Genomic DNA, 23,906 nt, shown 5'->3' with positions numbered 1-23,906 from the left:
ATAAATCATATTTTTAGCAGATATTAGTTGTAACTAAATCGATTACATCTTTATGTAACTTTTTTAGTTACAACTAATATAGAAGTCAATTCTTTTTTCCGAAAACATTAAATTTCTACATTAATCTACAACCAATCCCACTCTTTACAAAAATATATCAACGATTATTCAATTATATCGATCGTAACTCCGAATATATCAACGTTTCGACACAACATATCGATTTACCGACAAATTTCGAGCGCGTTATCTCCTAAACTAACAACCAATCCCACACCCCAACACAAAACAAAAAAGCACCAGGTCCCCCCTAGTGCTCTCCCCCTAAAACAAATGACAAGCCACTTCATGCCCCTTCGCAATCTCAACCATCTTCGGTACTTCCTGTGCGCATTTTTCAGTGGCGAATTTGCAGCGCGTTCTGAATTTGCAGCCGGATGGTGAGTTGAGCGGGCTTGGTACTTCTCCCTCTAGGATAATCCGTTCTTTACCAGTGTTTGTTGGATCTGGTTCTGGCATGGATGAGAGTAGTGCTTGTGTGTATGGATGTGCCGGTTTTGCGTATAGGTCTTCACTATCGGCAATTTCTACTATGTTTCCTAAGTACATGACTCCGATTCGGTCTGATATGTGTCTTACCATGGATAGGTCATGTGCGATGAATAAATATGTGACGCCTGTTTCTTCTTGGATGTCTTGCAGCATGTTTACGACTTGTGCTTGGACTGAGACATCAAGTGCTGAGATTGGTTCGTCACATAGGATAAAATCTGGTTTTACAGATAGTGCGCGCGCGATGCTAATGCGCTGGCGCTGGCCCCCGCTAAATTCGTGCGGGTAGCGATATAAATGTTCTTCTTTTAAGCCTACCTTTTTCAGAAGGTCTAAAATGATTTCTTTTTGCTCTTCTTTTTCGTAGGAACCGTGAATGTTCATCGGTTCGCTAATAATTTGAAATACGTTCATTGCCGGGTTTAATGATGCGTATGGATCTTGGAAAATAATTTGCATTCGTTTTCTATATTCTTTTAGTTCACTTTCCTTTAAACTTGCGATATCTTTTCCGTCGAATAAAACGTTACCTGAAGTGACATCGTGTAAACGAATGATGCTTCTTCCTGTCGTTGATTTTCCGCAACCTGATTCTCCTACTAATCCGAATGTTTCACCTTTTTTAATGGTGAAGCTAAGGTCATCGACTGCTTTTAATTGCTCTGTTTTCCTGCCAAATAGTCCTTTTTTAATAGGAAAATACTTTTTTAAGTTCCGAACTTCAATTAAGTTTTCTTCATGCATGTGAATCACCTACCGCCCTATCATTTAACCAGCACATGGAACGTCTTTCGTTTCCGATTTCAAAATATGGCGGACGTTCTTTTTCACAAATGTCCATCGCATGCGGGCAACGCTCTGCGAATGGGCAACCTTGTGGCGGGTTTAATAAGTTTGGCGTTACACCTTGGATGGGAGCAAGTCTTTCTTTTACGCCGTTCGCTATTTTTGGCAGAGAGTTTAATAACCCTTTCGTATATGGATGATTCGGCGATTGGAAAATATCAAGTACAGGTCCTTCTTCCATAATAAGCCCGCCGTACATAACGATAACGCGCGTACAGTTTTGCGCGACGATTCCTAAGTCATGCGTAATAAGAAGTAACGCCATATTTGTTTCGTTCTTTAAGTTTTTCATTAAATCTAGTATTTGCGCCTGTATCGTTACATCAAGTGCCGTCGTCGGTTCGTCAGCAATAAGAAGGTCCGGATTACAAGACATCGCCATTGCGATCATAACCCGCTGCTTCATACCACCGCTTAGTTCATGCGGATATTGTTTTACCCTTTCTTCTGGTGACGAAAGGCCAACTTGTTTTAACAAGTTGATCGCGATCTGCTCTGCTTCTTTCTTTTTCACTTTTTGATGCCTTATAATTACTTCCGTCATTTGTTTTCCAATTTTCACGACCGGATTTAGCGCTGACATTGGGTCTTGAGAGATAAGTGAAATTTGATTTCCTCTAATAGAACGCAATTCTTTTTCAGATTTAGAAAGTATGTTTTCATTATGAAAAAGGATTTCCCCTTCTTTCACTTTTCCTGGTGACGTAACGAGAGACATAACAGACTTCGCCATTACACTCTTCCCGCTTCCAGATTCCCCAACGATACCGACTACTTCTCCTTTATTTAAGCGAAATGTAACGCCGCGAACCGCTTCAACTTCGCCACTTTCTATGAAAAAAGAAGTCTTTAAATTTTTCACTTCTAGTAGTTTTTCAGACACGCTTCTCACTCCTTTCACTTAACACTTTAGTTTTCATGTCCGGCTCCTTTTGGTGCGAAAGCTTTCTTCAATGCTTCACCAATTACGTTAAAACTAAGTACCGTTAAAAGGATAAGGAATCCTGGGAAGAGTGTTAAATACCAAGCTTCACCAATATATCCTTGCGCATTGTTTAGCATGCTGCCCCAAGAAGAATCTGGTTCTCTAATACCTAATCCTAAGAAACTAAGTGATGATTCCATTAAAATCGATGTCGCAATTGTTAATGTCGCAGCGATAATAATGGTTGATAAAATGTTAGGAATGATATGTCTTACAATAATCATAAGTGATTTTTGTCCTGATACTTTTGCGTATAAAACGTACTCACGCTCTTTTACAGATAACGTTTCTGCCCTTACAATACGGGCGGTGTCCATCCATGTTAGTAATCCGATAATAAGAACTAACGTCGTAATTCCTGGTTTTAAATACGCATTTAATAGTAGCATTAAAAAGAATGATGGAATTGACATAAGCACTTCAACAACTCTCATTAAAAAGTTGTCTAACTTTCCGCCAAAATACCCGCTAATTGTTCCAACTGCAGTACCGATTGTAATAGAAACAACCATCGCAAGGAAACCGACCGCAAGCGAAACTCGTCCGCCATATAACGCTCTCGTTAAGTAATCCCTTCCGTAATCATCCGTTCCGAAAGGATGACTCATACTTGGTTCTTGTAAGCGATCTGGAATCGACATTTTGCTAGGATCGTACGGCGATACGAATGCGAAAATTGATGCGACCGTTAAAATCGCAAGTATTATAACTCCCATTAGTACAAACTTATTTTTCGTAAAACTACTTTTTATCGTTTGAAATCTCCTATTATTCATTCCAAATCACCCCCTCATTCGAATGCGCGGATCTACTACGCCATATAAAATATCAGCAATTAAGTTACCGAGAATTAACATGAATGATGATAGTAATGTAATTGCCATGATAATCGGATAATCAAATCTAAAAATAGCATTTACTCCAAGTGAACCAAGACCCGGCCATGAAAATACTGTTTCCGTAATAAACGCTCCGCCTACTAAACTTGGAATCGATAATCCGAAAATTGTAATGATTGGTATTAATACATTTCGAAGTACGTGATTAAATAACACCGTTTTCTTTGAAGCGCCGTACGCATATTGAATTTGTACATATTCTTCTTCTAATTGCTGAATCGTACTTGAACGAATATATCTCATATAAACAGATACGTTTTGGAATGCTAACACCATACAAGGTAAAATGCCGTGTTGCACAATATCCCAGACAGAATCTTTACCTACGGTGCGCATACCCATACTCGGAAGTAGGTTCAATTTTAAAGAGAATAAGTAGACTAATAGTAGTGCAAACCAGAAAACCGGCATAGAAATACCAACGTATGAAATAAAGTTTACAATGCGGTCAAAGAATGAATTCTTTTTCACACCTGTAAATAGTCCAAGTGGTATTGCGATTACGAATGAGACGAGTAAAGATGATCCCATTAACCCAATTGTTGCAGGTAATCTTTCTGTGATAAGTTCCAAAACAGGACGATGATTTTGAAGTGAGTAACCAAAATTTCCTGTTAAAATGTTTTTTAACCATAAAAAATACTGTACGTAAATTGGTTGATCTAGTCCTAAACTTTTGCGAATACGCTCCACATCAATTGGACTCATGTTTGGCGTTACAAAGTTTCGAACGGGATCCCCCGGCGCTAGCTTTATTAATAGAAAAGAAATAATAGAAATAACAAATAAAAGCGGAATTGCATTTAAAAGCCTCTTCGCAATTACTTTATACACAAACTTCCCCCCTCAAGCTAAAGAAGCTGATTTCCACCAGCTTCTTTATTGTTTCTTATTTCACTTCATAAATCTTAGATAGATCTTCAAACATTGTGACAGGAATTGCTTTCGCTTCTTTTAATCCATCAAACTTTTTATCTACTGCAATAACTGCTTTCGGATACGCGATTGGTAGATAAGGTACGTCTTCTCTAGCTGTCTCTTGAATTTTATGGTATAGCTCTGCGCGTTTTGTTTTATCTGTTTCAACTGCAGCTTCTTCCCATAACTTATCGAAATCAGCGTTTTTATATCGTGCATAATTGTATTCAGCATTACTTAAGAATAAGCTCTTATATGAATCTGGCTCAGGTCCCATTATGTAACCACCAAATGTAATGTCATATTCTTTATTCTCTTTATCTAAGCCTTTTTCACTTGCTGCACTAGCATCTAATGCATTTAGTTCAACTTCTAAGCCAACTTCTTTTAATTTTTGTTGTGTATATAACGCTAAGCTTTCCATGATTTTATTATTCGTTACATACATCACACGTACTTTTTCGTTATCTTTCACGCCAGCTTTTGCTAATAAATCTTTCGCTTCTTTTTTATCATACTTATAGTCTTTAATATCTTTCGCATAATACATAGCGTCTGGCGTTAAGATTGAATTTGCTGGTTCTGCAAATTCACCTGAAACGAATGCTGAGTTAATCATTTCTTTTTTATCTAACGCATGCGCAATTGCTTGGCGCACTTCTTTTTTCTTCATCAAATCTGTATTCATGTTATAAGATAAGTAGAATAATCTACCTTCAGGGAATGTCACCATTGAGAAGTTCCCAGTGCTATCTAGTTTCTTAAAGTCTTGCGGCTCAATCATTTTCATGTTGATTTGACCATTTTGCAGTGAAACATTTGCTGTATTACGGTCTTTTACAACGCGGTATACGATAGAGTCTAATTTAGCTTTCCCACCTACATAATCATCAAATCGATCTAATGCAACGTACTCATCTGATTTATACTCTTTAAACTTAAACGGTCCTGATCCTACAGGCTGTAAGTTTTTCTTACTCTTCGCTAAATCTGCTTCCCCTTCAAATACATGTTTCGGAATTGGGAAGAAATCATTCATCACACCTTCGAAAGATGCGCTTACTTGTGGTAAAACGAATTGAGTGGTTAACTCATCTACCTTTTTCACCTCAAGCGGCTTTCCTTTAAAAATAAAGTTTTCACGACTTGAGCTATTTTGCTTCTCATCTAAAATAGATTGGAATGTAAATGCTATATCGTCTGATGTAATTTTCTTACCATCATGCCATTTCAAATTATCTTTTAACTTCAGTGTCCAAGTTAATTGATCTTCTGAAGGCGTAAAGCTCTCAGCAAGAACAAACTTTTTCTTACCGTCTTCCATATGATACAGCGGCGCATATAAAGCTTGCTGCACAGTTAATGAAACACGATCATTCGCATAAAGCGGATTCATCGTATCTGGATTATCGCTAACACCAATCGTTAACGTTCCTCCATCTTTCGGAGTCCCTGATTTACTAGTGCCCGCTTGCTTCGAATCTTTTTCCCCTGAACAAGCAGCTAATGCAATAAATAATAGTAGGACAAATGGTAATACAAACAACTTCTTCTTCATATTTCGACCCCTCTCGACTATTTACACCTATAAGAAAACTCGGAATTAATACCGAGTTTTCTTATAGGTTTTAAATTACCACTACCGGTATGTATTGTCAAACTTTTTCGCAAAGGTAGAAAGTTTGTAATCTATTAATGCATTCTTGCGATAAACTATATTTATGCGGAGGAGAAAATAAAAAGACCACGAATAAGTAGCCTCATAAAATGAGTTAAAAAACTATCAACTTACAGAAAACCCCTCTAAAATGATTGTTATATATACTCGGAACTGTAGAATGGGATTAAAGACAAAAAACACATTTAGGAGGTTATCATGACATTTGATGAATTGAAAAAAAGACCACCAAAAGGCAGTCTCAAAACTCAATCTTATTCCCCATCCCTTGCTCCACCGCTTTCTCATACAAATACTTCGCAATGATAATATCTACTACCGCCAAACCAACTGATTTGAAAATAGTAATCTCTTCATCATTTTCGCGTCCAGCTTTTTCTCCGCTTATAATTTGACCAAGTTCAGCGTGAATGGCGTTTGCTTTGAATAAACCTTCTTTTATCGGAACTTGAAGGTCTCCTGTTTCGTCTAGTGCTGCTTCTTTTGATTCAACTACTACTTTGTTTGCGCTTGTGATGGCGTGAGATGGTAGTTCTTGCATGCTCGGTCTGAATGAGCCGACGGCGTTTACGTGGACGCCTTTTTGTATTGTTTCTGAGAAGACTGGTGTGGATGCATTCGTAGTTGTGACGATAATGTCTGCTTCACGTATTGCTTCATTTGGATCCCTGTAAACGTAAGCTGGTTTTCCAAATTTCTCTTGTATATATTGCGCAAATGCATACGCTTTTTCTTCTGTGCGATTGTATAAGATAACTTTTTCGATATCTCTAACCGTAAATATTGCTTCGGCAATTCCTTTCGCTTGTTCACCCGTGCCGATAATGCATAAAGTTTTTGCGTTATGACGAGCTAAATATTTTGTCGCTACTCCTGATAAGGCGCCTGTTCGGATCATCGTTAAGTACGATCCTTCTAAAAGTGCGAGCGGTTCTCCCGTTTGAAAGTCTGATAGCATCACAATCCCGTTGATCGTTTTCTTTCCTATCTGTTTATTTTGCGGGACTACCGTTACTATTTTTACTCCAAGCGCCTCAAGCCCTTCCGCTACTGAAGGCATAATTAATGCCGTATTTTTCTCGTTCGCAAATGGCAATGAGCCTCGAATTGGTGTGATCGTTCTTTCTGCGGAAAATTCTTTTAAAGCAAGCGCCGCGTATTCAATGACTTCGTTCATATTTACTAAGTTTCGTTGTTCGTTCGCGCTTATGACTAGCATATCTTTCCACCTCCTCCTCTTATCCTAACAAAAATCCTCGATTCAAATCATCTCTCGGGTCTACAACGAACTGATGAAATCCTGTAATAAAGGCATTCCCCGTTACTTTTGGAACGACAGCTTCATATGTATCTACTGCGGTTACCGACAATACTTCCCCCTCGAATTTCCCGTCAGTAATGCATTCATGGACGAAAATTTCTCCCTTTTGTAAAGCATCTTTTTCAAAAAGAGTTGCGATTCTCGCTGAAGTTCCTGTACCGCAAGGAGAACGGTCTACTTGCCCATCAGCAAAAATCGTTACATTTCGTAGCGTAGCACCTTTGTCTTTCGGTTCATCTGAAAAGATAACGCCGTATATCCCTTTTAATCCTTCTTCAAGTGGATGCTTCACTTCCATTTTGCTCTCTATATAATGTTTAATTTTACCGCCCCATGTTTGAATAGCAGTCAAGTCTTTAAAATCAACTTTCAAACCAAATTCTTTACAGTCTACAACAGCGTAAAATGCTCCGCCAAACGCGATATCTACTTGAAATTCATAGTCATCTATTTTAATAGGAACGTCTTTTTTGTATACAAATGAAGGAACATTTTCAAATGATACAGATTCTACTTCACTCCCGTTATATGTTGCATACGCAATAACTTCCCCAGCTGGGCTATCAATAATGAACTTTTGTTTTTCCCCCTTTACTTCAAACATGCCTGTTTCAATTCCAACTGTAATAACAGCGATAATACCGTGACCACACATCGTACTCCAGCCTTCATTGTGCATAAATAATACGCCAAAATCAGCGTGAGCACTTGCAGGCGGGGTAATAATACAACCATACATCCCGTGATGCCCTCTCGGTTCATACATCAGAATTTCACGAAGGTAATCCAAATGTTCCATACAGTATGCGCGTCTTTCCAGCTGCGTTTCCCCTTTTATTTCTGGCACTCCGCCCGTAATAATTCGAAGCGGCTCCCCAGCTACGTGTGCATCAATCGTTGTATATATTTTACTAACCTTCATTTCGATCTCTCCCCTATACGTTGATACTCTTTTCATTGCAAATATCATGCCAACGCATAGGCTATAAATTTGTATGCATTTTTCAGAAAAACATACACTACTGTCTATTTTTTTATACACTGTCCAGAGGCTATGTTATGGGGGCCCCCTTGATACAACCAGTCTTATTATTTTCAATGTAAAGTTACTTCGTCCCCCAACATATACTGTTCAAAAGCAAAAAGGAAGTGATCCCATGTATTACGGAACAAAGGGCTGGTACGTAGCTGAACTAAAAAAATTAGGTGTGCGCTATCATGAAGGACGAAAACTAGAAAGTTACCGCGGACACATATTACGCAATTTATTAATCGCACAACAAGAAAAATTAAAAGAACAGTAACATTCTAATGTAACGATATCGACGATTCTCGGAATATATTAGCGATTCAACACAATATATCGGCGATTTGCCATGGAATATCGACTTACCGACAAATTCCGCTAATTCATCTATCTACACCACCAACCAATCACACATCAAACTACAATAGAAAAAGGTCACCCAAACGGGTGACCTTTTTCTATTCACAAACAAGAATTTGTCTAGTAAATGATCCTTTTCTTGTAATACAGCGATCTGTAATTTCAAATCCTGCTTCATGGATCATGTCGTCCATTGTCTCCATCGTTACAACGACTACCTTTTTAGCGATGCGGCGCGCACTTGAAAGAATGGAGAGCTGGTCTTCTGGTGTGGCATGCGTAAATAAGTCATACGGCATATCGATAATGGCAACGTCATAGTTCTCAGTAATTTCCTCGATTGGTCCTTTTGTTACTGTTCCTTCAAATCCGAAATGTGCGATGTTTTTTCTCGTTCCAAGAACTACAAGTGGATTTATATCTCTACCAACGATGTTAATCCCCATAGAAAGTGCTTCTACTACTACTGTTCCAATACCGCAGCACGGGTCAATTGCTCGTACTCCCTCTGGATTTGGTACAGCGATATTTGCAACTGATCTCGCAACACGTGTGCTAAGTGATGTCGAATAGCTATGCGGTTTTTTTATGTGATGATACCAAACTGGTTCGCTTTCTACATAGTGCCCGAAGTACCAGCGTCCTCCAAGAGGAACAATCCCAAATACACGCTCTGGATTACGAACATCCGCTTCTCCTTCAATATGCATGCCAAGGTCTCGTTCAATAAGACGTCTTTCTCCATATTCAATTTTATTCTCCCCAACGAGGTCATTGATTTTAACGAAGATAACTTTAAATGTCGCTCCCGCCAAATCAATTTGTTCCACTTGTTTTAAAATGCTTTCTAAGTCGTCCCCTTCATACATAACTTCAATTCGCTCTTTCATAAACGCACTTCTACTAGGGTCAATTTTGACATCACTTTTTAAAATATTAACGTGGGACTCCATTCCAAAGAACGAGCGCATTTCCAAGTAACATAAAGCACGCTCCTCCTCACGAAATGCATACGTATATATACAGGCAGGTGTTTTACTATGATTATTCAATCTATTATCATCCTCTATCGTTTAAAATTGTTATGAGGGTGTTGCAAAACTCATAAATATCCAAAAATGAATGCATAAAAAAATCCGTTTTCCTGGAAAAATGATAGTAACCGAAACTATCTCCAGAAAGGACGGATTTACTAGTATGATAACCAAATTTGATGAAAATCAATCCATTTTACAGATTTTATTTGCATACGTAGACAGTTTAACTATTGAAGGCGTTCCGCCTGTGACAGGTCGCCCACCAATCTGTAGAAAAGCCTTACTGAAATGCTTTTTCTTGAAAACTGTATTTCAAATTGACTCTTTACGCAAATTAACACGTTTTTTGCATCAATATCCTTCATTTCGTNAAATTGCACGAACATGTAACATCTTTGCCATGAATCCAATCAATCCTAGGAATGGTGAACAAAATAAGAGTACACATCGTCGTGTATTATCTCATTTTATACAAACTATCTTTGGTAAACAATTGATGAAAGAACGTAGGAAAATTGAACAACAGTTTAGTAAACTCAAAGATAAAGGGTTGGAACAGCCACGTTGGTATGGTCAAAATCGCTATCTATTGCATGTTCAGCTAGTTTTTCTGATTCATAACATTGCATGTTTATTTTAGTTTTGCAACACCCTCTTGTTATGATTACAATTACTCAAATACTTTTCTTTTGTATATAAAATTAAATGATATCATATGCCGGAAATAAAGAGAAACGTTAATAAATAAAAGAGACTGCCAATGGCAATCTCTTATTATTTATTAACGGAAAGAAGACACGTTGTTACCCATTTCTTCATAGTAATCTAAAATACCTTGATAAATAGCTTCCGCTGCACTTTGTCTCTGCGCTGGTGTAGCTATTTTATCTGCATCACTTTTATTATCTACAAATGCTAATTCTGCTAATACAGCTGGCATTGTATTTTCTCTAATTACGTATAAATCGCCTTTTTTCACACCACGATCTTTTGTTCCCAGTGCATCTACAAGACGCTCTTGAATTTTTTCTGCTAGTAAACGACTTTCTGATACGTTAGGATTTGTTCCTCTTGCTGTCGCTGATTCATAGTAGAACGTTTCTGTACCTTGTCCATTTTTCTCTTCCGTGCCATTACCATGAATACTTACAAAAATATCCCCATTATTTTTTTGAGCAAATTCTACACGTTTCTTTAAAGAATCAGAAGCACTTGTTCCTGGACGTGTATCATCTGTACGAGTGAATAACACAGTAAATGGTGTCTTTTTCTCAAATATTTTCTGTAATCGTAGTGATACATCTAATACAGTTTCACTTTCTTTCTCATAATAACCTGGATTACCTGAATCCGCTCCACCATGACCTGGATCAATGATAATCGCTTTTCCTTCTAAGAAGTTACCTTGCTTCACTGGATTTAATTGATTTTTATTAACCCATTGGAAACCAGCGCCCATGCGGATACGAATCCAACTGCCGCTCTCTTCAATAACAGTTACTTGCTGTGCGTTATGTGTTCCCATTACTTTTGACGAAGAAGAAGCTTCTGCATAAGTAGTGAATCCTTCATTAATAACTTCTGTTTTCTCTACTAAAGGTGTCCATTTATCACCGTTACTTGTTGCAATTTTGATCCATCCATCTCGTTCTTCTTTAATTTCAACCATTTGTGGATTATGCTGATTTGCACTAATCCCAGAACTTAATGATGGCGCGTGATATGTAATGAATTTTCTATCTATGTACATTTTCTTTGTTTCTACTGGACGATCACTATTCTTGCTAAATTTATCTGTTTGCGCAGTAAGCTGAGCTGCTTGTTCACGCGTAATAGAATCATTCGGTTTCCAGCCATTCTCTGTACCTAAAGAAAGTTTTAATTCTACTAAAATATTAACTTCTTCTTTACCCCAATGATTCTCTAAATCAGCAAATTTTGTAGGAACTGGTCCTGTTACTTTGCTCTTCAGATTATATGCTCTTACAAGCATAGCTGCCATTTCAGCACGAGTTACTTTTCCTTCTGGATCAAATACTCCTGGTTCTCGTCCCTTAATAATATTCTCTTTTTCCATGGCTGCAATAAATGAAGCTGCCCAACTATTTTTTGCATCATTATAAGACGGCTTTGCATTTGGATCTACTTTAGCACCAATTGCTGTTGCGATAATCTTTGCTGCCTGGGCACGTGTTAAATTTCCGTATGGCATAAAGTTACCATCTGGCATACCGTTAATTACATTTCTCTCTACTAAATAATAAATTGCGTCTTTTGACCACGCACTATCTGAAACATCAGGAAATTTCTTCGTTTCTGCTAAACTACTAATTGGATGTGCTAGTAAATTTGCTGCTAATAAACCTGCGGCTATTGCTTTGTACTTCATGAAAAATAAATCTCCTCTCAAAACTTCATATTCATACAATTTTTTTAATCAAGCTAACTAAAAAATATTAACTATTAATTAATTCCTTTCATAGTGTATAACATTATATATCTATAGTAAATACGTTTCCGGCCGTATAACAAAAATCGCATATATATAACTTATAATGAATGTATATAAAAAAACTTTAATCAGCCCTCACCAATCAGGCTTTTACGGGCAGCCCGGTCCCCATCTAACTTTTTTGCTTTCGCTGAATTTTGAGGTAGGGGTCTTACTACTCGGCAAATAGCGGGATAAAAAAGCGATTAGAACATGTCTCCTAATCGCTTTGCCAAATAAAAAGCTGATTAAAAATAATATCTTTAATCAGCTCTCTATTATCTATGAAATTATTCTTCAATTAAATTAGACATTACATATGCATACACTAATGCTTCTGTATGCGCAATAGAACTTTCATGTGTACGTTCAAATGCGTGAGAAGAATCAATACCCGCTCCAATTAAAGCATGTTTCACATCAAATCCCGCGCGAATCGCAGCTGATGCATCAGATCCGTAGTATGGATAAATATCTACTTTATATTCAATATGATTCGTTTTCGCAATCTCTACTAAATGTTTACGCAGTGCGTAATGATACGGGCCGCTAGAGTCTTTTGCACAAATAGATACTGTATATTCATCAGATGCTTGTCCATCACCTAACGCTCCCATATCAACTGCTAAGTATTCAACAGTTTCTTCAGGAATGTTAGAATTACCACCGTATCCAATCTCTTCATTATTAGAAATTAAGAAATGCGTCGTATATGGTAATGTTACGTTTTCATCTTGTAATCTTTTAATTAATTTTAATAAAATCGCAACACTTACTTTGTCATCTAAATGACGGGATTTTATGTATCCACTCTCTGTAATTTGAACACGCGGATCAAATGAAACGAAGTCTCCTACTTCAATTCCTAATTCGCGTACTTCATAAGCTGAAAATACGCGCTCATCAATACGAACTTCAATATTTTTCTCATCGCGTTTTGCTTCACCTGCATCTTTATATACATGTACAGATGTTTGATGCATTAAAATCGTTCCTGTATATGTCTTGCCACTTGATGTTTCAATTTCGCAATATTCTCCTTCTACAGAGTTCCAGCGAAATCCACCAATCATAGAAAGACTCAGGCGACCATCAGGCTTAATTTCTTTCACCATCGCACCTAACGTATCAACGTGTGCCGTTAATAAGCGGTGCTGCGCATCATTCTTCCCTTTTACCGTTAAAATAAGAGCTCCCTTATTATTACGTTTCGTTTCTACGTTCCACTCACTGACATAGTTTTCAATGAAATTAATAATTTTTGCTGTATTTCCAGACGGACTCGGAATAGAGACAAGCTCCTTAATCAGTTCCATCGTTTCTTTCGTATGATGTGCCATTGTCGTTTCCTCCTCATTTTCTCTACTATTCAGTATACAAAATTCGCCAGAAAACCTCTACTTATATAGCTTAATTTTCTAAATTGTAGTAAAATTCTTTTTAGTATACAAAAGGAGTCCTGAAATATGAATATATCAAAAAAATATATACACATTGCACTCATTTGGTTTTTAGCATCATTATTTTGTTTACAAATCTCTTATGCCATTCATACTACTACTTCTATTACAATCGGCTGGATATTAACAACTATCTTCTTCATTATTAGCTTCATTGCAACAAAAAAGCATAGCGTTACTCATTAACGCTATGCTTTTCCTATAAAACTATTCTTCTGAAACATCTAATAAATAAATCCCTCTTTCAAATCCACCGCGCTCTATCTCTTTTTGCTTACGAAGGCGTTCCACATCTTCAATCGATGCACCTTCTGCACGTGCTAATGAAATGATAACCTCTAGCGCATCTGCAAGAGAATCTAGCGCATGTTCGCGTTCTTTCATAGAAGCAAATTCACGAATTTCTTCCGTTCCAATTTTCGCTAAAGCTTGTATGTAGGCTTGACCTGTTAATTTTTGTGCTGTATATGTTTTTCCAGACATTAAAATCTTCTCTGGAACACGATCTCTTACTAACTTGTTATATGCTGACATCATTCATCCTCCTATATTTAATAACATCCGAGCTCTGCTTTATAGAAAAACCATTTTTTCTTCACGCATGCACTTAACATATCAATTTCTGATCCATGTGCTCTTACATGCGGAAAGAAATAGTGCTCTAAGTCTTCTTCCTTACCATATAGAGTTTGGTACTGATCTGGAATCGCTTCTTTTTTCACATCTTTTTCTTTCGTCACCCCGTCAGAAAATGCAACACTTGGATGTCCCTCAAAAAATAACGCAGTCCGAACTGCCAAAGATGGTGTACTATGCAAAGCAGAATATGTAAGCAAAATAATAGTGATAACACCGATTATTTTCTTCATGTATTACTCCTAAAAAAAGTGCTAACACAATTATACTAAAATGTGTTAGCACTTTCTCCCCTTTATCCCGAATTAACGAGCTAATAATCAGTGAGGAATGGACAAAATCCACACTTCACTTTATTCCCCTTTAAATGCTGGTAAACGTTTCTCTAAAAACGCGGCAATACCTTCTTTATGATCCGCTGTTTGTCTCATTGCATATTGACCACGCTTTTCTAATTGCAATGTTTGCTCTAAATTAGAGCGATTTACTTCACACAAAATTTGCTTCGTTTGAATCATTGCTTTAATCGGTTTTTGTGACCATTCATTAATCTTCTGCTTCACAGCCGTTTGGAAATCTTCGCCGATTACTTCATCAATTAAGCCGATATCAAGCGCTTCTGTCGCTGATAATTTCTTACCTTCCCAAATAATTTGCTTCGTCATATTTTCACCGACACGCTTTTGAAGGAAGAAATGACCGCCTCCATCTGGAATTAAAGCGATTCCAATAAAGTTCATTGCAATAACAGATGATATATCCGCCATTACATAATCAGCTGTTAACGCAATACTTAATCCAAGACCTGCAGTTGGTCCATGAATTGCACTAATAACAAGCTTTGGCATCGTATATAACGTCACGACAACTTCAGAAATAGTATTCATAATACCATCAAACTTACTTTCATCATTACTTGAAAGCATCGATTTAATATCCCCACCCGCAGAAAAACCACGGCCGTTCCCGCATAACACAACGATATGCGCAGAACTTTCCGCTACTTCTTTCAACTTTTGTAATAACTCTTTTAAGGTCGGCTCATCCAACGCATTTAACACCTCTGGGCGATTGACCATAACCGTTGCAACGTGGCCTTCATATTTCACAACGACAGATTCTGTTTTACTTGTTATTTCCATTATATATACCCCTCTTTTCTCCATAAAGATTATACTTATATAATTATAGAGAACCATTGAAAAATCCTTCTTTTTTTCTCAATTTTCTGTCTAATAATCTCGCAATTTGTACATATACCGTATAAAACATACAATTCCGTTGAAAAATATAGAAATTAAAGTCGGTTTATCCATGCTTTTCATCTATTTACCATTACAATGAAATGGTGTATTCTTAAGTTTGATAAAAAAACAAATATTGAAATTCATTCGCCTTACTATATAAAAAAGGCTTTATACCCATCTTTTGGGTGTTGTAATAAAGGAATGAAGAACTGGAGGAACATATGGTTAATAAGTTGAAACAAACGGATAACTACTTCCCACATTTCCTATTGCTATTCATTGTGTTTCAACCAATTTTAGATTTATTAACATCTTTTTCAATCTATATACTACACATGAGCGCAACAGTTGGAGTTGTAGTCCGTTTCGCCTTTATGCTTCTTGCATTAGGATACCTACTTCTTCATCACAAACAACAAGATGCGAAAAAGTACATCTTCTATTTATGTTTACTCGGAATCGCACTCGCAATCGGTCTTGTAAATAATATGATGGTTAAATCTCCAGTTTCATTTGGAGAAGAAGTTAAATTTATCTTAAAGACCGTATATCCAATTGTGCTACTGTTTGGATATATTATCGCCTTTAAAGAGCTAAAAAATAAAGAGTATGTATTTCATAAAATCATTACATATTTCTTATATGCAACTTTAATTTTAAGCATCACAATGATTGTCGCAATGCAAACTGGAACGGATTTCCCAAGCTATCCTCACTCAAAAATCGGTTCAAGAGGTTGGTTCTTCGCTGGAAATGATTTAAGTTCTCTTTTCGCCATTATGTTCCCAATCATTGTCTTATATTCGATTCATAAAACAACTTCTTTCTCGAAAATATATTACTGGATTCCAACAATACTTGCGATGTATGCAAGTATTATGGTCGGAACGAAAGTCGGATATGGCGCAATTGTTATTACATTAGGCGTAGCACTTTTCTTCTCATTCATTGAATATATGATAAATCGTAAAAAAGAAGGAAAAGGATTCACACATATTGTAAATACCGTTGTTGCCGCTGTTATACTAGGAGGTTTAATTGCTCTTACACCACATACTCCTATCGCAAAAAATATGGGCATTCACATGCAAATATACGAATACAAAAAATCAGTACAAGAAGAGAAAGATCGAAAAGAAGGAAAAGTAATTAAAGAAGATCCAGAAGATGCAAAAAAACATGCAAAAGGTGAACTTACAGATTCTGAAGTAAAAAGTTTAATTTACAGCGATCGCGACAAATTCTTAAAAACATACAAACAGTACTATAAAGACGCACCGCTTTCACAAAAACTATTCGGAATGGGTTATGCTGGTAACTACACAGATAAAATTAAATTAATTGAAATGGACTTCCATGACCTATTTTTCGCATTTGGAATTGTCGGTTTCCTTATTTATTTAATACCGTTTCTATACTTTGGTATTAAATTATTCATCCGCATGATCACAAACTTTAAGAAAATCATGAGCGTAAAGTATATGCTATTAACGAGCACACTCATTCTATCACTTGGCATTGGCTTTATGTCTGGCCACGTATTAACAGCGCCAGCCGTTAGTATTTTCTTCGTTGTGATACTCGCTTATATCATTGTTGATTTTGAAATTGAATAAAGTGAAACTTTAATCAGTGGGGGTTTTGTTCATCCCCACTGATTATTAGTTGAACCAATCGGGCTTTTACGGGCAGTTCATCCCCTACCTAACTTCCTTTTTTGAGGTGGGGGATTACTGCCCGTTAATGCGGGATAAAAAGAAGGTGCTACGAAATATTAGAGTAGCACCTTCTTTTTTATTTAATTAATGTTTTACGTACTCTAAGCTTTCTTTTGCAATATACGCTTCTGTTACAGTAGGATTATCTGAAATAACTTTAACCCACGCTTTTCCATTTATTATTTCTTCACCAGTAACTGTGACAACTACATTTGTATTTAAACGATACAGTCGCTCATTTGATATACTAGGATTCTTTTTCACTTCCACGTTATTCATCACACGTGCAAGTTTGTACTTGTTGTATTCTTTTTTACCTAAATAAGAATCAAAACGGTTCATATGCCCCGCTACTTTTTTACCCCAGTTCGCATCAGATGCATATTTCGCATTTAAACCAGCAGCTTTATCACCTGTATATGTTGCTGTATAACGCCAATGTCCTGGATTTAAATATCCTTCATTCATGTATAATTTTGCTGCATGTTCAATACAATCTTCTTTTGAATTGAATGCTTCTCCGTTACCATATGGACTATCGTCTGTTGCTTTTAAACCAAATAAATTATTTTTGTCTTTTGCAAGAGCGCTTGTTCCATAATAACTTTCATGAATTGCTAATGAATATAAGAATAATGCATTTACATTATACTTGCTTTCTACTTCTTTAAATTTCTTTCCTAAACCAATTAATGGAGAGTCTGGCTTAATCGATTTCACATAACTATCTAGTTGTTCAGCTGTATAATCTGTTTTCGAACGTAATGATAAATAATTGAAATATTGATAGAAAGTTTCGTCTCCAAATGTCTTTCCATCTACACTATACATTTGCTGTCCTTGCTTCATGAAAGAAGGTGCCACACCATATCTAAATTCTGTATATCCAGGTGAACTTGTATTATATGTATAATATTTATGGTATAAATATCCATCTGATTTCACATAATAAGACGACTGTTTCATTTCATTGGTAGGAATTAAAGTGATTTCATTCTTCTTCACATAACCTGTCAAACCAGAAAGTTGAACTTTCACACGATCTTCGCCAACTTCTAACACTTTCAATTCTGTTCCATACTGAATATACGTATATACTGTTGATAAATTCTCATCATAAATATTAATGATGTTTTGCCCAGTTATTCTTTTCGCACTTGCAAAACCATCTTTAATCCATAAAAATTCGTTCTCGTATTTTACCGCATTCATACCTTTATTTTGAGCAGCGGTAACCGCTTCTTTATACGTATTATAGCGCTCTACTTCTTGCTCTGTTCCGTTTTCTCTTACATTTGTCACGACATATTTCTTAGTTTCTACAGGATTGCTATTTCCGTTTTTTTCAATCGTCTGAAGCATGCGATCCAACATAGCTGAAGCCATCCCTCTTGTAGCTGATAAATGTGGTCTAAATGTATTATCTTCTGGATACCCTTTAATAATTTGAGTAGCCACCATAACTTGCACATGCTCTTTATAGTTAATACTATCTTTATCAGTAAAGGTAAGCGGACTTACAGCTACTTTAATATTTTTATAGTCTAACGCTCGCTTTACCATTATCGACATTTCTTCACGTGTAATCACATCATTTGGTGAGAACGTCTCGTTCGTACGACCATTAATAATTTTCGCTCCATATGCTCTACTTACACCATCATATAAACCGTAAGTCTTCGGCACATCCTCGAAATTCGAATCAGCTTTCGGTAAATTTAAAGCCCTCGCTATGAATGTAGCAAACTCTGCTCTTGTTACTAATTTATCAGGCGCATATACATTGTCTCCATACCCCATTAAAACTCCTTTAGTAATAAGTGAGCGCATATTCGTCTCAAACATATGTCCTGTAATATCATCATTTGCCGCATAACTTGAAATAGGAGTTAAAAGTAATGATCCCGTTAATGCCACTGCTGTTATACCTTTTGAAAAAGTCTTCAAGGTTATCCTCCTCGTAATCTACGAATTTATTATCACAAATTTGATTATATAATAATCACAATCATTTTAGCATAATAAATAGGAATTAAAATAAAACGTTTTTTAATTTGAATTTTCATTACATTCAAAACAAAATAAAAGACACTTTACTTTTTTAATAAAGTGCCTTTTTCCATATGATCAATGAGTTTCTTTGTTGCCTGTTTGCCTTGCAACCGAAGCTCATCTATTGTCAATTGTAACTCTTGCTGCACAGTTCCTTGTTGCATTAATTGCTTTTTCGCAATTTCATATAAATATTCAGCACTCCATTCGCCATCCACACTTCCTATAACTGGCTGATTCACTTGACTTAAAAACGAATCAATTTTTGGATCGTATGAAATCCCGACCATTGGAGTTTTGGCTACAGCAGAAAAAACTAGTGCATGAAGACGCATACCAATTAGTAATGAACATTGTGATAAAATGAATATTTTCTCGTCGATATCCATTTTATATGGAAGCATATACGTCTCTTCTCCCATTAAGTCTACTACTTCACGCGAAGCTTTTTGATCAAATGGCTCATGCATTGGAACAAATAGAATTTGGTATCCTTCTTGCTTTAATTTTTTTAATGCCGCAGCTAATTTTTTTATATAATCTTCTTTTGCATTCCAATAACGCACACTAACCGCAATTACTTTTCCATGTATCGAATGCTTTTGCAACCAATCCGATTGTTTTGTCCGTTTCCATGTTAAAACAGGGTCTGGAACAATTTCAATATCGTTTTTTATGCCAAGTTCTTTTAAATATAAAAACGAATCCTCATCTCGAACTGATACATAGGAAGCTTTTGACAAGTTCCATTTTACTAATAGACGATTATATCCTTTTGTAATTGGACCTATTCCTTGTGAATAAATATAATACGGCTTTTTTAATAATCGAGCGAGTCCCATAATACCCGTATAATATAGAATACTCTTCGTACTTGTCTGATCTTGAAGAAGGCTCCCGCCACCGCTAATAACTCCATCACTGTTTTTTATCGCATGATAAACAGCTTTTATATCCCAGCGATCTACCGATTCTACACCATACATTTCCTTTGTATATTTAGAATCATTTGATAGTACTACTAGTTCTATATCCGGGTTCTCTTTACTTAACGATTCAATAATTGATTGTAGAATCGCCTCGTCTCCAACATTATAAAAACCATAATATCCTGATAAGACTAAACGCACCCTAAATCTCCTCCAAAACTAGGTAACCATTTATTTCATCTAACATAAACTAGTACCCATTCCTTACCTAAACACTTGATACCCTACATAGTTTCCTCTTTATCAGTTCATATGAATTATAATAAAAAATTAAATTTCTATATTTATCTTTTTAAAAATGGTATTTTGTTTATTGATATCCATTTTAATTTCAAAGCACATACACCATACAAAATGGTTGTAATACTTAATGCTATACCACTGAATAATAACGTCATAATTCTTGAAGATGTAATATTTATCACATTACATAATTCATACAATCCTAGTCCCAAAATACATGCTATTGCTAGCACACCAAAAAAGCTTTTTAAATGAATAGAATAGGCAATATAGCTTCGAATATACAAATGATTTACAATACAAATCAATACGTAAGTAATTAATGTACTATACGCCGCTCCATCTATGCCAAACTTCTGCACGAACATTATGTTTAACACGACTTTCACACAACTCGCACCAATAACAATCCATGCAGCTTGTGCAGAACGGTTAATGCCCTGTAAAACACCTATTGATAATACCATAACCGCAGTAAAATACGAACTGCCAATCATAACTGTTAACATACTACTGCCTTTTACATCTGTGAACAATCCGACATTTAACGGTACTGTTAATGCCATCAACCATATTGTTAACGGTGCTGTCAAAACATGCGCTAGTCGATTTGTATTTTGAATTGTTATTTTCGCCAAATTTATATCTCTTTTGGCCAATGCGGAAGTTAAGAGTGGTATTAACGGAAATACAATTGCGCTTGCAAAAATAACAATTATTTGCGTGAATGCAAAACCGCGACTGTATATTCCAAATTGTTCTTGAATTTCTGTTGATGATCCTTGTAATACATGCGGTATTGTAAGCGAGTCTACTAAATTTAAAAGTGGCATTGATAAAGCTCCAATAGCGATTGGGATCGATACCCGCAATATCTTTTTGCCGTTTTCTCTTAAATCTCGGAGCGAATAGGAATTGCTTTTATTGTAGTATGGACTTCTATTATATTTTATACGCAAATATATAAGCGAACTAATGACTCCAAGAAAAGAGCCAACCATCGCACCACTAGTAATAACAGTATTACTCTTATCCCATGATACTAGTATGTAAGCAATTATTAACATAAAAAACACACGTACAAATTGCTCAATGACCTGTGATACCCCTGTTGGTTTCATATCACCGAAACCTTGAAAATACCCTCTATACACCGCCATGTATGGCGCAATGAGTAACGCTAATGAAGTAATAAGCAACGGCATTCTAGTTTCTTGTCCACCAAGCATATTTGCAATTTCAATAGAAAATAATACAATGACTAAACAGCCGAAAACGCCAAATGCTATCCCAATAATTGACGCTGATTTAAATAATTTCGCAATTTCCTTTTGCTTATTTTTTTCGTTCAACTCTGCAATTAGTTTCGAAATTGCAAGTGGAACTCCGGCTACCGATAATGTAAGAGCAATCATATATACAGGAAAAACAAGGCGGAAAATACCGAGCACTTCATCTCCTGCAATATTTTGTAATGGAATTTGAAAAAAACTACCCAGCAATTTCGACAAAAAAGTTGTAATGGTTAAAATTGCTGCTCCTTTTACAAATGTTTTATTCATATTTTTTCTCTTTTCTTTTATACATATACTCTCAAACATATTGTTTTAAACGATAGGAATTCACTTTATCCCATTGGTTATCATAACAAATTTATTATAGGTTGAATACTTGGTTTTTTTTTCAAAATAGAAAAGAGAACCCATTTAAGCCTGTCTCTTCACAATATTTTTTCCAATTCCTTCCATTATATATGTACACACTATAACCGTTTCTGTTACGCAAAAAGAGCCCTTCCTCTCTATCACTGCGATACATATTACTAAAAACATTATAAAAATATCCCACAACTCTACATTATAATTTATGTAAGATTGTGAGATATTCTAATTACCATCTAAACACTTAAAATTTTCAATTGCTCTTTCTGTTCATCGCTTGCCATTACTGCGATTGTTTTTTCAATACTCGGATGTACTTGCTCAAGCTTTACACTTGCTCCTACTTTATTTGATTGCTCAACAAAATTTAATAATGCCATAGCTCCTGATACATCCATATAACGCACATCTTTCATACGTAAAACAACCGGTGACTTCACATCTTGTAAAGTAGAGAAAATACGATCTACTGATAGGAAAGAGAGCGGTCCTTGAATTGTGTACGTTTCTTCTTTTTCTTTTACGATAGAAGTTTTGCGTTCTTTACATTTCACCATATATATGATGAACGAAAGAATAATACCGAATGCAACAGCAATCATTAAATCGAACTTCACCGTTACAATCATCGTTACGAGCATAACAACGACATCACCTTTAGGAGCGACATGCATCTTTTTCATGCTTCCCCAATCGAACATTCCAATACCAGTTAAAATTAAAATACCTGATAATACAGCAAGTGGAATATATTGTACGACCGAACCAAGACCCATAATAAAAATAAATAAGATAACACTATGCATACATGCCGAAAGTGCCGTTTTACCGCCACTTCTTATATTCACGATAGACCTTACAGTCGCACCTGCACCTGCTAATCCGCCAAACAATCCGCTCATCATATTACCGATACCTTGTCCAACCAGTTCTTTATTACTTTTATGACGTGTACCTGTCACATTATCCATTACGACCGATGTTAACAACGAGTCAATCGATCCTAATAAAGCAATACTAAGCGCTGGCAAAATAAGTGCTGCTATTCCTGTTCCACTTAAAGATGGAATATGAAGCGTAGGCATCGCTTCTGGAATGGTTCCAATCTTTTCAATTACTTTATTTAGTGAAAGATTTCCGATAATCGGTAACTTTACTGTAAGTCCTTCGAGTAAGGAAGAAAATAAAGGAAGCAAAGCTGTCACACCGACTAGTGCTACTAAACTAGACGGAATCGCCTTAATCCATTTACCAGAAACAATCATTACAATAATCGTTAACACAACAAGTAAAAAACTATTTTGTACGTGCTTTATTTCGCCTAAAATAATGATTAATGCAATACCATTCATAAATCCCGAAACGACAGGATACGGAATATATCGAACGTAAGAACCGAGCTTACATACACCGAATAAAATTTGAAATAACCCTGCCATCATAAAGGCAATAAAACTTGCCTCTAACCCGTGCGTCGCAATAACTCCTGTTGCAATAACGGTAATTGGTCCAGTTGGCCCTGTTACTTGCCCAGGTGTCCCGCCAAATAACGCTGCGAATAAACCTGCAAAAATCGCACCATACAATCCAACAAGCGCTCCCTCAGACGTTCCTGTCGCGGCAATACCAAATGCAATCGCAAGTGGTAACGCAACAATCGCAACAGTAAATCCTGCTAAACATTCCTTTGCTATTTTTTGAAACATAAAAAAACCACCTTTGTATAAAGTCCATGTTCCATTGTACACCTAAAAAGATACATTCGTTAGCTCACTTTTTACATTCT

The 23,906-nt window shown here is 36.2% G+C and carries 21 protein-coding genes; 4 read left to right on the top strand and 17 right to left on the bottom strand.

The window, feature by feature from the left end:
• Positions 1 to 324 precede the first annotated feature (324 nt).
• The 7 genes from V6946_RS04740 to V6946_RS04710 all read right to left on the bottom strand — a co-directional run bounded on the left by V6946_RS04740 (position 325) and on the right by V6946_RS04710 (position 8,121).
• Complete coding sequence (locus V6946_RS04740; protein WP_006919776.1) at positions 325 to 1,296, bottom strand: ABC transporter ATP-binding protein; 972 nt, start codon at positions 1,294 to 1,296, stop codon at positions 325 to 327.
• The gene (locus V6946_RS04735) at positions 1,289 to 2,281 is read right to left on the bottom strand and encodes an ABC transporter ATP-binding protein (protein WP_006919775.1); all 993 of its coding nucleotides are present in this window, start codon (positions 2,279 to 2,281) and stop codon (positions 1,289 to 1,291) included. The genes V6946_RS04740 and V6946_RS04735 overlap by 8 nt, the downstream gene beginning before the upstream one ends.
• A 26-nt stretch (positions 2,282 to 2,307) precedes the next feature.
• The gene (locus tag V6946_RS04730) at positions 2,308 to 3,159 is read right to left on the bottom strand and encodes an ABC transporter permease (protein WP_001065302.1); all 852 of its coding nucleotides are present in this window, start codon (positions 3,157 to 3,159) and stop codon (positions 2,308 to 2,310) included.
• A 6-nt stretch (positions 3,160 to 3,165) separates the two neighbouring features.
• Positions 3,166 to 4,116: an ABC transporter permease gene (locus tag V6946_RS04725; RefSeq protein WP_000278778.1), complete on the bottom strand. Its 951-nt coding sequence runs from the start codon at positions 4,114 to 4,116 to the stop codon at positions 3,166 to 3,168.
• Between the two features lie 55 nt (positions 4,117 to 4,171).
• Complete coding sequence (locus V6946_RS04720; RefSeq protein WP_006919772.1) at positions 4,172 to 5,758, bottom strand: ABC transporter substrate-binding protein; 1,587 nt, start codon at positions 5,756 to 5,758, stop codon at positions 4,172 to 4,174.
• 361 nt (positions 5,759 to 6,119) lie between these two features.
• The gene (locus V6946_RS04715; RefSeq protein WP_006919771.1) at positions 6,120 to 7,097 is read right to left on the bottom strand and encodes an ornithine cyclodeaminase family protein; all 978 of its coding nucleotides are present in this window, start codon (positions 7,095 to 7,097) and stop codon (positions 6,120 to 6,122) included.
• A 19-nt stretch (positions 7,098 to 7,116) separates the two neighbouring features.
• Positions 7,117 to 8,121 carry a proline racemase family protein gene (locus V6946_RS04710; RefSeq protein ID WP_006919769.1) on the bottom strand — a complete coding sequence of 335 codons (1,005 nt, stop codon included), beginning with the start codon at positions 8,119 to 8,121 and terminating at the stop codon, positions 7,117 to 7,119.
• A 106-nt stretch (positions 8,122 to 8,227) separates the two neighbouring features.
• Here V6946_RS04710 and V6946_RS04705 point away from each other — a divergent pair, with 106 nt between their 5' ends.
• Positions 8,228 to 8,503 (top strand): YflJ family protein, encoded by a 276-nt coding sequence (locus V6946_RS04705; RefSeq protein WP_115609907.1) that lies wholly within the window; start codon positions 8,228 to 8,230, stop codon positions 8,501 to 8,503.
• Positions 8,504 to 8,684: 181 nt separating this feature from the next.
• Here the strand turns inward: V6946_RS04705 and V6946_RS04700 are convergent, their stop codons facing one another.
• Positions 8,685 to 9,638 carry a TRM11 family methyltransferase gene (locus V6946_RS04700; RefSeq protein WP_001059319.1) on the bottom strand — a complete coding sequence of 318 codons (954 nt, stop codon included), beginning with the start codon at positions 9,636 to 9,638 and terminating at the stop codon, positions 8,685 to 8,687.
• 145 nt (positions 9,639 to 9,783) lie between these two features.
• Between V6946_RS04700 and V6946_RS04695 the strand changes: the two genes are divergently transcribed.
• Complete coding sequence (locus tag V6946_RS04695) at positions 9,784 to 10,263, top strand: transposase (protein WP_406622250.1); 480 nt, start codon at positions 9,784 to 9,786, stop codon at positions 10,261 to 10,263.
• Between the two features lie 141 nt (positions 10,264 to 10,404).
• Here the strand turns inward: V6946_RS04695 and V6946_RS04690 are convergent, their stop codons facing one another.
• Both V6946_RS04690 and V6946_RS04685 read right to left on the bottom strand, forming a co-directional pair.
• On the bottom strand, positions 10,405 to 12,012 hold the full coding sequence (locus tag V6946_RS04690; protein ID WP_006919767.1) for an N-acetylmuramoyl-L-alanine amidase: 1,608 nt from the start codon (positions 12,010 to 12,012) through the stop codon (positions 10,405 to 10,407).
• Positions 12,013 to 12,404: 392 nt separating this feature from the next.
• Positions 12,405 to 13,454 (bottom strand): M42 family metallopeptidase, encoded by a 1,050-nt coding sequence (locus tag V6946_RS04685; protein ID WP_006919763.1) that lies wholly within the window; start codon positions 13,452 to 13,454, stop codon positions 12,405 to 12,407.
• Positions 13,455 to 13,580: 126 nt separating this feature from the next.
• Between V6946_RS04685 and V6946_RS04680 the strand changes: the two genes are divergently transcribed.
• A complete protein-coding gene (locus V6946_RS04680) occupies positions 13,581 to 13,760 on the top strand; it encodes a hypothetical protein (protein WP_006919761.1) in 180 nt (59 codons plus the stop codon).
• Between the two features lie 21 nt (positions 13,761 to 13,781).
• Here V6946_RS04680 and V6946_RS04675 read toward each other — a convergent pair whose 3' ends face one another.
• The 3 genes from V6946_RS04675 to V6946_RS04665 form a co-directional block, all read right to left on the bottom strand.
• The gene (locus V6946_RS04675; protein WP_001277350.1) at positions 13,782 to 14,108 is read right to left on the bottom strand and encodes a nucleoside triphosphate pyrophosphohydrolase; all 327 of its coding nucleotides are present in this window, start codon (positions 14,106 to 14,108) and stop codon (positions 13,782 to 13,784) included.
• A 17-nt stretch (positions 14,109 to 14,125) separates the two neighbouring features.
• Positions 14,126 to 14,443: a hypothetical protein gene (locus V6946_RS04670; protein ID WP_006919759.1), complete on the bottom strand. Its 318-nt coding sequence runs from the start codon at positions 14,441 to 14,443 to the stop codon at positions 14,126 to 14,128.
• A 120-nt stretch (positions 14,444 to 14,563) separates the two neighbouring features.
• Positions 14,564 to 15,376, bottom strand: coding sequence for an enoyl-CoA hydratase (locus tag V6946_RS04665; RefSeq protein ID WP_001999174.1), 813 nt, complete (start codon positions 15,374 to 15,376; stop codon positions 14,564 to 14,566).
• Positions 15,377 to 15,678: 302 nt separating this feature from the next.
• Between V6946_RS04665 and V6946_RS04660 the strand changes: the two genes are divergently transcribed.
• Entirely contained in the window at positions 15,679 to 17,073 is a 1,395-nt protein-coding gene (locus V6946_RS04660) for an O-antigen ligase family protein (protein ID WP_006919757.1), read from the top strand.
• 186 nt (positions 17,074 to 17,259) lie between these two features.
• Here the strand turns inward: V6946_RS04660 and V6946_RS04655 are convergent, their stop codons facing one another.
• From V6946_RS04655 to V6946_RS04640, 4 genes are all read right to left on the bottom strand, one after another.
• Positions 17,260 to 19,122: an S-layer homology domain-containing protein gene (locus tag V6946_RS04655; protein WP_000847506.1), complete on the bottom strand. Its 1,863-nt coding sequence runs from the start codon at positions 19,120 to 19,122 to the stop codon at positions 17,260 to 17,262.
• A 146-nt stretch (positions 19,123 to 19,268) separates the two neighbouring features.
• Positions 19,269 to 20,357: a polysaccharide pyruvyl transferase CsaB gene (csaB, locus tag V6946_RS04650; protein WP_001241591.1), complete on the bottom strand. Its 1,089-nt coding sequence runs from the start codon at positions 20,355 to 20,357 to the stop codon at positions 19,269 to 19,271.
• Positions 20,358 to 20,500: 143 nt separating this feature from the next.
• Complete coding sequence (locus V6946_RS04645) at positions 20,501 to 22,021, bottom strand: polysaccharide biosynthesis protein (RefSeq protein ID WP_006919753.1); 1,521 nt, start codon at positions 22,019 to 22,021, stop codon at positions 20,501 to 20,503.
• 335 nt (positions 22,022 to 22,356) lie between these two features.
• On the bottom strand, positions 22,357 to 23,826 hold the full coding sequence (locus V6946_RS04640) for a SulP family inorganic anion transporter (RefSeq protein ID WP_000486654.1): 1,470 nt from the start codon (positions 23,824 to 23,826) through the stop codon (positions 22,357 to 22,359).
• Positions 23,827 to 23,906 lie beyond the last annotated feature (80 nt).

The sequence above is a fragment of the Bacillus sp. PPSBB_2 genome (assembly GCF_045291115.1).
GTDB classification, from domain to species: domain Bacteria; phylum Bacillota; class Bacilli; order Bacillales; family Bacillaceae_G; genus Bacillus_A; species Bacillus_A cereus.
This window is presented reverse-complemented; position numbering and strand designations above follow the sequence as displayed.